The 8,958-nt window shown below is 63.3% G+C and carries 15 protein-coding genes; all 15 read right to left on the bottom strand.

All coding sequences use genetic code 11. The features are described from left to right. Positions 1-108: 108 nt before the first annotated feature. A complete protein-coding gene (locus AC1DSN_RS13825; protein ID WP_477294403.1) occupies positions 109-1,464 on the bottom strand; it encodes a DUF4055 domain-containing protein in 1,356 nt (451 codons plus the stop codon). A gap of 7 nt (positions 1,465-1,471) precedes the next feature. Next, on the bottom strand, positions 1,472-2,785 hold the full coding sequence (locus AC1DSN_RS13820) for a phage terminase large subunit family protein (RefSeq protein WP_477294401.1): 1,314 nt from the start codon (positions 2,783-2,785) through the stop codon (positions 1,472-1,474). After that, on the bottom strand, positions 2,760-3,233 hold the full coding sequence (locus tag AC1DSN_RS13815; RefSeq protein ID WP_477331172.1) for a DUF2280 domain-containing protein: 474 nt from the start codon (positions 3,231-3,233) through the stop codon (positions 2,760-2,762). Before AC1DSN_RS13815 ends, AC1DSN_RS13820 begins: the two co-directional genes overlap by 26 nt. 32 nt (positions 3,234-3,265) lie before the next feature. Next, positions 3,266-3,886 (bottom strand): putative metallopeptidase, encoded by a 621-nt coding sequence (locus AC1DSN_RS13810; RefSeq protein ID WP_477294397.1) that lies wholly within the window; start codon positions 3,884-3,886, stop codon positions 3,266-3,268. Positions 3,887-3,937: 51 nt separating this feature from the next. Continuing rightward, the gene (locus tag AC1DSN_RS13805) at positions 3,938-4,132 is read right to left on the bottom strand and encodes a DUF2158 domain-containing protein (protein WP_477294395.1); all 195 of its coding nucleotides are present in this window, start codon (positions 4,130-4,132) and stop codon (positions 3,938-3,940) included. Between the two features lie 83 nt (positions 4,133-4,215). Next, complete coding sequence (locus AC1DSN_RS13800) at positions 4,216-4,560, bottom strand: hypothetical protein (RefSeq protein WP_477294394.1); 345 nt, start codon at positions 4,558-4,560, stop codon at positions 4,216-4,218. A gap of 10 nt (positions 4,561-4,570) precedes the next feature. After that, positions 4,571-5,008, bottom strand: a complete 438-nt coding sequence (locus AC1DSN_RS13795; protein WP_477294392.1) for a hypothetical protein — start codon at positions 5,006-5,008, stop codon at positions 4,571-4,573. Continuing rightward, the gene (locus AC1DSN_RS13790) at positions 5,005-5,349 is read right to left on the bottom strand and encodes a hypothetical protein (protein WP_477294390.1); all 345 of its coding nucleotides are present in this window, start codon (positions 5,347-5,349) and stop codon (positions 5,005-5,007) included. Before AC1DSN_RS13790 ends, AC1DSN_RS13795 begins: the two co-directional genes overlap by 4 nt. After that, positions 5,346-5,681: a hypothetical protein gene (locus AC1DSN_RS13785; protein ID WP_477294388.1), complete on the bottom strand. Its 336-nt coding sequence runs from the start codon at positions 5,679-5,681 to the stop codon at positions 5,346-5,348. Before AC1DSN_RS13785 ends, AC1DSN_RS13790 begins: the two co-directional genes overlap by 4 nt. Before the next feature lie 2 nt (positions 5,682-5,683). Then, entirely contained in the window at positions 5,684-6,238 is a 555-nt protein-coding gene (locus AC1DSN_RS13780) for a glycoside hydrolase family 19 protein (protein ID WP_477331169.1), read from the bottom strand. Positions 6,239-7,202: 964 nt separating this feature from the next. Beyond that, a complete protein-coding gene (locus AC1DSN_RS13775; RefSeq protein WP_477297047.1) occupies positions 7,203-7,385 on the bottom strand; it encodes a hypothetical protein in 183 nt (60 codons plus the stop codon). 119 nt (positions 7,386-7,504) lie between these two features. Next, the gene (locus AC1DSN_RS13770) at positions 7,505-7,720 is read right to left on the bottom strand and encodes an ArsR family transcriptional regulator (RefSeq protein WP_477297046.1); all 216 of its coding nucleotides are present in this window, start codon (positions 7,718-7,720) and stop codon (positions 7,505-7,507) included. Beyond that, the gene (locus tag AC1DSN_RS13765) at positions 7,717-8,028 is read right to left on the bottom strand and encodes a VRR-NUC domain-containing protein (protein ID WP_477331167.1); all 312 of its coding nucleotides are present in this window, start codon (positions 8,026-8,028) and stop codon (positions 7,717-7,719) included. The genes AC1DSN_RS13770 and AC1DSN_RS13765 overlap by 4 nt, the downstream gene beginning before the upstream one ends. Further along, positions 8,025-8,261 (bottom strand): hypothetical protein, encoded by a 237-nt coding sequence (locus AC1DSN_RS13760; protein WP_477297043.1) that lies wholly within the window; start codon positions 8,259-8,261, stop codon positions 8,025-8,027. Before AC1DSN_RS13760 ends, AC1DSN_RS13765 begins: the two co-directional genes overlap by 4 nt. Then, the coding region (locus AC1DSN_RS13755; protein WP_477331165.1) for a hypothetical protein at positions 8,258-8,958 on the bottom strand (701 nt) is incomplete at its 5' end. The genes AC1DSN_RS13755 and AC1DSN_RS13760, both read right to left, overlap by 4 nt.

Below are 8,958 nucleotides of genomic sequence, written 5' to 3'. Positions count from 1 at the left end.
TTTCCAACCTGTGGACAGGCCATCCGGCCGAGGGCACCGCTTCGCATCCGCGTCGCGGCAAAGAGAAAAGCCGGCACAAGGCCGGCTTCTCGGGTGATCGTTGATTCGTTAGTTCGGCGGCTCAGGAGCCGGCAGGCGCTTCTTCTCGTCGTCCCAGGTGACATCGGGGGAGACGAGATCGCGTCGCTGGATCTCCTTGAACAAGGTCTCGTTGGATAGCTTGCCGGCGATCGACATCGTCAGGAGGAACTGTGCGGACGCCTCGCCCATATCGGCGGCACCGAAGTCCTTGTAAAGCTCGACAGATCCATCGAACGGCTCGCCAATCCACATCGCCATGAAGCGCAGGCACTGCTCGATCGACGTGTCGAAGACCTCGGTGATGCGCTGTAGCACGCACTGATCGACGCTCTCCTCGCCGATGACCTGGGTAGCAGTAACCTTGCCGGCACGCCGCACCAGCATCTGAGCACCGGCCTGCCGCATCCGTTCTTCGAGGTCGAGGATCGACTGGCGCCCCGCCGCGATGGCGGCACCAGTGTGCTCGACGTACTTGATCTCGGCCTTCTCGTTCTCGCTCTTCACCGCGCTCGCTGCGCCGATGCTGATCTTTGACTTGGCGTCGAAGCCCTTCATGAAGAGGATCGGCACACGGGCGACGTGCAGGATGGTCTGCTGGTCGCTGCTGCTCTGCCAATGCTCGATGTTCTGGTGTGCCAGCTCGAGAAGCGGAGGAGTACCGACGCCGAAACCGGTCCGGACGCCATAGAAGAAGGCGAAGGGGATCACCTTCAGGCTGGTGACGCCGCTATCGATTTCTTCCCACTCGTCGGGCTTCATCGGCTTCGCGCGCCAGACGGCCCACTTGCCGGGCGTCAGTACCCGCACCTGCTCGACCGTCTTCTCACCGAAGTCGCCATCGTCGACGGTTTCGGCTTCCAGCAGACGCAGCTGCAGGAGCTGCATGACACCGTTGACCCGCTTCGCCTTCCAGCCCAGCACAGTGCCCGGTGGGTAACGAACGAAGTACGGCCGGATACCGGCTTCGCGCTCCTGGGCCTTGGTCTTCACCTCGGACGCCTGCGGGTAATCGACCAGCACGCCGGAAATGCCCTTCGCAAGGCAGTCCGTCATCAGGTCGCCGGCGAAGGCATGAAGGCTTCGGCCTTCGGCGTCGATGTTCTGCGTCCACTCTTCGAGGTGCGCGGACAGGTCCTTGTACGTGATCGCCTTGGACAGCGGCTTGCCTGCGAGCACCTCGACGGTGCGCTGATAAGCCGGGTGCAGCACCGCGGTTACCAGGCGCGCCTTGTAGCTGGAGTCGGACTCATTCGGCCACTGCGGGAGGTACGCCTTTCCGGCCGCACGCATGTCCGTGGTCCCCGCCATGAGCGCGTCGAGCATGGGCCAGTTGGCTGCCATGCGATCGACGGCGGCGCTGGTCTTGCGGACAGGAGCGATCATTCGGTTCTCACATTTCGAGGTATTCGACCGACGAATCCACGGTCTTGATCGGGAACCGCTTGGCGATGAAGTAGCCGCCGGCGTCGTTCATGTGGTCGAAACCACCCTTCTTGTCGGGCTGGCCCTTGTCGTCGTAGATCTGACGTTCGAGGCACTGGGTGAAGTTCGGGCACTGGTCGACGTTGACCTTCAGTCGGCGCTCACCGTACGAGTTCAGGAACACCGCGTTGAGCGAGTTGACCCTGTCCTTGATGCTCGGGTTGGTCGAGTCCACCACGACGGTGAAGCCGGCCTTTTTCAGCAGCGAGAGATCCGACTCACTGGCGTTCTTGCTGCTCGTGTTCTGGCCGCTGGCGTCCGGATAGACGGCAATCCCGTGCTCCGGGAACCGGGCCTTGATCTTCTCGATCATGTCCGGCGTGTCGCGCACCGAATGGAACTCGTCCAATGCCAGAGGCAACTCGCCGCGCATCACGTAGACCACGGCGCTCATCTTCATGACGTTGAAGTCCATGCCAATGTGGAGCGCTTCGCCTGGCTTGATCCGCTCGGTCGTCCTGCATTCGTTACGGTCGAACGTGTAGTACACGACGCCCGCATAGTTCTCGAAGCTGGCTTCGTATTCCTGCCGAAAGGTGCGCGGGTCCATCTTTCGACGGGCCGCATCAAGCTCCTCCGGTGGAACGTTGCCGCCATCCAGCGACGTGTACAGCCAGCTCTTGTGGTCAGGCTCGTGACCGGGCAAGCCGTCCTGATGCGTGTCGTAGCAGTGATTGAAGCCTTTCGGCGTTCCGATCCTGAGCGCGTGGCCGCCTTTGCGCACCTCGCCGCTCGGAAGCGTGTAGGTGCAGGTCGACAGCATCGGCCTAAGGACTTCTTCCCAGGCTGCCCACGGGCAATCCGCCCATTCGTCGACGAGGACGAAGAACAGGCCGGAGCCGCGCAGGTTGTCGTAGTTGTCCAGGCCCACCACGCGCAGCACATGGCCGCTCTTGAGCGTGATGGAGCACTCTGTCTCGTTGGGCTTCGACGCGCGCCATGAAACCGGGATCGACTGCTTCAGCCGGCGCCAAAAGACCCGCTTCGCCTGCTTGAACGTCGGCGCCGCGTACCAGATCTCGTCCTCGACGCTGACGCCCCACTCGACAGCGAGCCGCGCCGCACGCCGCAGTTCCGCCTTGCCGAGGAACGTCTTGCCGAACCGACGGCCGCACACCGCGTCACGGAAGCGCGCGGAGGGCTGGAAGCCCCAAACGTAGATGTTTGCCTGTTTCGGCGTGAGCTGGACCGGTGAATCAGAGGTACGGGGAAGCAGGTACATCTTCGTCGGGCCTCAGCACGTACTCGGTCGACGCCCCTTCCGGCACGCCAGGCACGAGCGGCTTATCAGGCTCGATCCTTCGGTTGACGTAGACATCGCCCACTTCCTTCGCCGCCTGCTCAAGCAGCTGAGCGGCAAGGGACAGGTTTCGCATCCCCTCGGCCTTCTCGGCGATCCTCCCAAGCGCTCGCAGCCGATAGGCGCGGTTGGCGATGGGGATCTCGGCGGTCTCCTCGCGGAAGCGCTTGCGCGTGTCCTCGAACAGGACCCTCCAGCGCTTCGCCAGATCACGCCCTGCTCGCTTTGTGGGGTCGTGCGCTTCGCATTGCTGCCGGCTCACCTCAAGCCCGAATTCCTCTCGGACGGCGGCTGCCACGTGCGACGGCGTGTCGAAACAGGCCAGGGCCTGCACGATGAAGGCCTTGACCTCGTTCTTCAGCGTGGCCATAGGTCAGGTTCCGTCTAAGGTCTGTCTTGGGGTCAGGCAGACTTGAGCAGACAGGTCCCGCACGCCCTCGCAATGTTGATTCTCGCCACCTCAGGCGGGCTGTTGGCCGCTTTGACCAACGCCGCCACGTCCGGGCTGGCTCCATACCTACGGACCACTCCGATGAACTCTTCGACATCGTGGCCGCGCATGCCGAGCTTGGGCCCACCCTCTCTGGTGAACTTGGGGGCGCCGAACTCGTCCTTGGCGTGACCGATGTGGTAGAGCTCGTGCTCCACCAGCGCGCAGAACTCGGCCTCCGAGCAAACGGAGCAGTAGTCGGCGGCGAGAGTGATCAGGAAATCCGGCACAAGGCCGAACCAGTGAAGCATCTGCTGCTCCTGCCTTCCCTTCTGCCAAGGGCCACACCGGAACGTGACCTCTTCGCACTGGCCGAGGACGGAACGCCCCTGCTTCTCGAACCCAGAGGCCGCCCATAGAAAAGCGACAGTCGCGTGTCTGAGGTGAGCGTGGTCCTCGTTAAAGAGGTGACCGCCTTCCGTGACGAAGGTGCCTATGGCCCACTCCAGTACTTCGGTAGCCGGCGCGAAGGAGTCAGGCCATCCCGCCCCTTCGACGAATTGGCCGAGAGTGGCTGGCGGTAACGGTCGCATGGGGAAACCTGTGGGGCCATAACGAAGAAGCCGCCCGAAGGCGGCTCCAACTCAATCGGGGTAAGCGTTTATCTTCAACGCTTCCTCGGGAAAGGTGTCGGTGTGGAACTTCCCGAGAGATTCGACGTACCACTCGCAGAGCCACCGATTGCCGCCGCCATCGCCTGACGCCGACTTCGCGGTAATCGTCATGCCTGGGCTGCCTCCGTTTAGCTTCACGGGAGACCCCACCTTGAAATCGCTCATTCCCTACTCCTTGTGCCGTCCATTCGGCTGGCCAAGGATATCCCGGCCCCATGCCGCCGCAAGACGATGGGGCCGGAGAGCGATCAGGTGGCGGGCTGGAGAGCAGCGGCACCACCAGCAACGACCGGAGCGGCAGGGGCCACGGCAGGAGCAGGAGCAGGCGCAGCCTTCTTGAACAACCCGGAAGCGTTGTAGAGCGCCACGAGGCCCGCGATGATCGGGGCGAGCTCCGACTTGGCCGCGGCGATCACGTCGACATCGGCCTCGATTTTCACCAGGTAGGCATTCACCGCGGCGACGACGGCCTGCAGCTTGGCGGTGCCCGGGGCCGACGGCAGCAGCGCTTCGACCTGCTGAATGAACGAACTGATCAGCGGCATGATGCTGGTGATCAGGGTAAGCGACTTGAAGATGGCGGCAAGGTTCATACGGGGTTCCTCAGAGGATGACGCCACGAGCCCGGTAGGCGTCGAGGCAGTGGGCGGTACGGACTCGCTTGGCACGTTCTCGCTCGACGACGCCGGCAGCGGCGACGGCCCAGGCTTGCTGGTTGACGCTGTCAGCGCTGTAGCCGGCGATAACGATGCGGGCGTCGTCAAGGTTCGTGACGGGGCGGAAGATCCGAGGATCCGGTTCCGGATAGCTCGGAAGGTGTTCGACAGGAGCGTGCTCATCACAGGTCACCGCCGGAATTGGCTCGAGCGATCGCCTCGTTGACGATGGCGCGCTGGCGCAGCACGTCAGCAGGAGCATCACCCCCAGCAGCAGTAACGGCAGACACATCGCGAGCGCTACGCGCGCGGCTGTCTTCGAGGCGCTGCTCAGTCGTATCGCTTTCCCGGGCGACCTCGGCGTTAGCTTCGGCTTGATGGTCATTCGCGGTCTCGACGTTGCTGGCTGCCTTGCGCTTGGCCCACCAGCTCAGGATTGCGGCGAAGAGCGCTTCCAGCAGACTTGCCATGGGCCAAACTCCAGGCTGCGGCGCCGAAGTGGCGAACCGCGTAGATCATGAAACCGGCGTGCATCGCGATCGCCCACCATGGGGTCTGCGCACCGTCCAGGCTGCTCGCAATCTTGCCGAACGAGCCCACGCACAACAGGAGGAACACGACCGTCTGAAGCGGCTGGTGATAGAACGTCACGCGGCGCAGTGATTCGAACGCGAGCGCGAGGATGACCGCGAGGATCGCGGCGTCGACGGAGCTGCTCATGGTCATGGGGTGCCCTTCTTCTGATCGTCGCCGTCAGCGAGGCGCTCGGCACGTACGGCCAAGGCCTTCTTGATCAGCGGGATCAGGTTCATGGCGCAGAGGCCCAGGACAAACGCGGTCCCGTTCTCGAGCTCGGGCCCGACGCCGAATTTGTAAACGGCCACCGGCGTCAGATAGACCGCGGTGAGACAACCGACGAGCACGGCCAGAAGCGCCTGCTTCCGGGTCAGGCCCTGAAGGAAGGCGAGGCTGACGACGCCGCCGGCGAAGCCAGCAACCATGGTCGAGAGCTTGACCCCGATCGCGGCGCTGATTGGTTCTGCCATGTGCGTGTCCATAGTTATGCCACCAGGGCGGCTTGTGCCTTCGCCCAAAGCTCCTGGCGGTCGTCCCACCCGTTGGGCAGGCCCGTATCCTTGTTCTCGCCGTTGATCCGGATGGACAGCGCGAGGAAGTCGCCGCTGTCCGCCAGTTCGTTGCAGCCGTGCTCGTGCCACCACCAGGCCGAGACCATGGCGGCGTAGTCGTCGCGTTCCAGCAGCTGCGGGTTGCGGACGAAGTCGACGCCCAAGGCCTTCGAGGCTCTTGTGTAGTTGTCGCGACCGGTGATCTGGATCAGGCCACGACCCATGAAGCGCATACCGTCGCCCGGCTGGGTGTTCCCCAGATCCTCGCGACCTTCGTATCGCGCCTGGGCCGGAACCTGCTTGGGGTTCCATATCTCCCGGACGCGCGCGAAGCGCATCGACTCGTGGCCCGTCTGGGCGATGAAACAGGCCTGGCGCTTCGGCGTGGTGATGTCGTAACGGCTCATGCTCGCCGTCAGCGGCAGGGCCCACAGCTGTGCTCGCGGCAAGGAGATCCCGGCCGCCAGCATCAATGTCTTGGCGTCCATGGAAGCTCCGAGTTGAAATGGGCCCGCGCCGAAGCGCTGCGGCCCCTGGAAGAGGGTGAGCCGCCACCGCAGGGGAGGACGGTGACGGCTCGGGGTGCAACGGCTGCCGTCAGGGGTAGGCAAACGCGAGCACAAAAAAACCCGCCACATGGGCGGGTTTCTGGTCAGTGGGTACACTGACTAGGCGCGAGTATCCGGGAAAAAAGTCCGGACGCAAGCCCTTTTTTTCACTATAAGGCAGCGTTGCAGTCATCAACGTCTACGCGCGTCAGGACGAGACACCACCACGCCCCGAGTGCCGCTTCCCGTCCGCCATCACGAATCCACTCGCATCGACGTAGACACTTCCTGATCGGCAAAGCTGCCCATTCACAGTGACCGTCCTCGGTCCTCTCACGTGGACACCATGCGTTACTAGCCACGCGTCAATTGCGATAGCCACCTCGTCGCCTGTCAGGTTGATCCTGACACCAGGCCCGAACTTGGTCGTACCCTCACCCTGTTTCACTTTCACCAGTCACCCCCGCTTTCGGTCCGCATGAACCATCTCGTCAGATAGCGGTATCCTCAGCCAAGCCGCTACATGCACGCGTGCAACCCAGAGCTCGTCGTAATAGGTCGTTCGGCTCATGGAGCAACCCATGGCACGCAACCGCTGAAGCTTGTGGTCTTCACCAGCGTTTAGCATCCAGTACTCGCAGCGCAGAGCACAGGCGGCACGGTAGCCGTCCTTCGTCTTCTGCAGCGCCATGACGGCGCGCTCGACCTCGTCGGCCGCAGTACACGGGGCTTCCTGACCTTGCCCGTCCGGTGGACGGCCACCCCACTTCGCCAGAACAGCCGTCGGTGACTTGCCCTGCCACCCATGGTTGTCGGTGCCAGTACGGCGGTACTCCTCAGCCCACTCCCGGAGCCGGTCTTCAAGTTCTGTCCTGCGGCGCATTGGGTATCCCCTGTCGTGCTGTTATCGAATGGTGTGTCGTTTGCGCCGCTTCAGTTCGCGGCGGATCAGCGCGCTGCGCCTTTGCGAGGCTTTGAGGTCGTCGCGGGCCTGGTCGAGTTGGAGCGAGAGGATGCTGGTGGGGACACCCTCGAAGCCGGTGGCTGCGCCGGCATTCGCTTCATGCGGGCCTCTTCGCGGAGCCATGGCCTGCATTCCTCCTGCTGCTCCGGTGTCAGTGCGTCGATCAGCGGGCCCCATTTCCTGAAGTCCGGCTCGATCCGCATGATTCGCAGCGCGTGCGTCAGGTGGTGATAGACCGTCATTCAAGAGGACCTCCTGCCGATCGACCAGAGATTCCGGGTATGACCATCAGCGCCCAGCATGGGCTTCTTCCTGACGTGATCGCGCCGCGACATCATGCTGAGATGGGCGGCGACGGCGTTGCGGGCCATACCGAGTTCGGCAGCCAGCTCCTGTGTCGTTGCCGGCGCTTCGGCCAGAGCGGCGCGGATTGTGGCCGCTTTGGATATCTTGCTCATGCGGCCATCCTCGTCCCGATGGACCCGAGCAGCTTCACGGCCTGCTCGACGTTCTCGACCACATGAACCTTGCAGCCCTTCGCCATGGCTTCGGCGTGGAAGATCACCTGATCCGACGTCAGCTTGCGGCGTGACGGTGGCTTATCGCCGTCCTTGATCTCAACGAGAGTCCACCGGCCACGGTAAGCACACAGCAGGTCCGGGAAGCCAGAGCCGACGTGCGAGCAGTCGATGACGTACACACCGATCCGCCTTAGGGCCCGGACGATCTCGCCCTGGTTGTCATCTACACGAGCCGCGTACCTCATGCCGCAACCTCGTCAGCAACCTGCAATTCCTCGACGCCGCCTTCGATGGGCTCAAGCGCGCTGGCCTGCGCATCAATGTCGAAGCATCCGACGTCCATTTCTACGAACCAGTCCTTACCGGGCTCACTGGAACGAGCTTTGATGGTTCCCGTATGGCCCAGAAGAAGCAGGAGCGTCACGTTGTGATAGACCTTCTGGCCCCCGATGTATCGCACACGCGTCCCGACATTCATGCGGCCACCGCCTGCGCGGCGCGCTCACGTGCGGCGGCTAACGCTTGGGCGTATGCCTCGGGATGCTGATCCTCGAAGCGAGGAAGAGTCCCGCGCGCCCAACGACCGCTACCGAGGGATATCAGCCATCCGTCACTCGCGCAGAAGCGGCGCGCGTCGATGCTGTGGTCGCGCACACTCTTCGCGGTGACGAAGCCGAATACTTCAAGGTCGGCGATAACTTTCAGAGCGCCGATCTTCCACGGCGTCAGGCGCGTCGGGCATGGGACGCCGGCACGGACTTCGGGAACGATCTCCGGAAGCTCGCAGCGACGTGCTGGGTTCCAGTCGTGCCAGGCAAGATCCCATGACATCAGCTCGCCCTGGGTGGCATCGAACTCGCGAGCGTCATCGCCGCGGTAGCGGCTGAAGCGGAAATGCATGCCATCGCGGACGCTGGCGTAGCCATCTGGCGCCCAAACCTGCACGCCGAGGATGCCGAGCATCTTTGCAATACCCGCTGCCGCATCTCCGATGAACGGCACGATGACACCACGGAAGTCCGGACCTTCCTTCCCCTCGGTCGCGTATCCCATGTGTAGGTCCGGAATGATCTGGTCCGCCACCTTCGCGTTCAGCGCCAGCTTCGCTTCGACGCCCAACTGATGGCCGGTGGCATCACGTACGAGCAAGATGTCGAAGCCAGCCGTCTCGGGGT

The organism is Luteibacter sp. P4_D7_3 (assembly GCF_056401735.1).
This window is presented reverse-complemented; position numbering and strand designations above follow the sequence as displayed.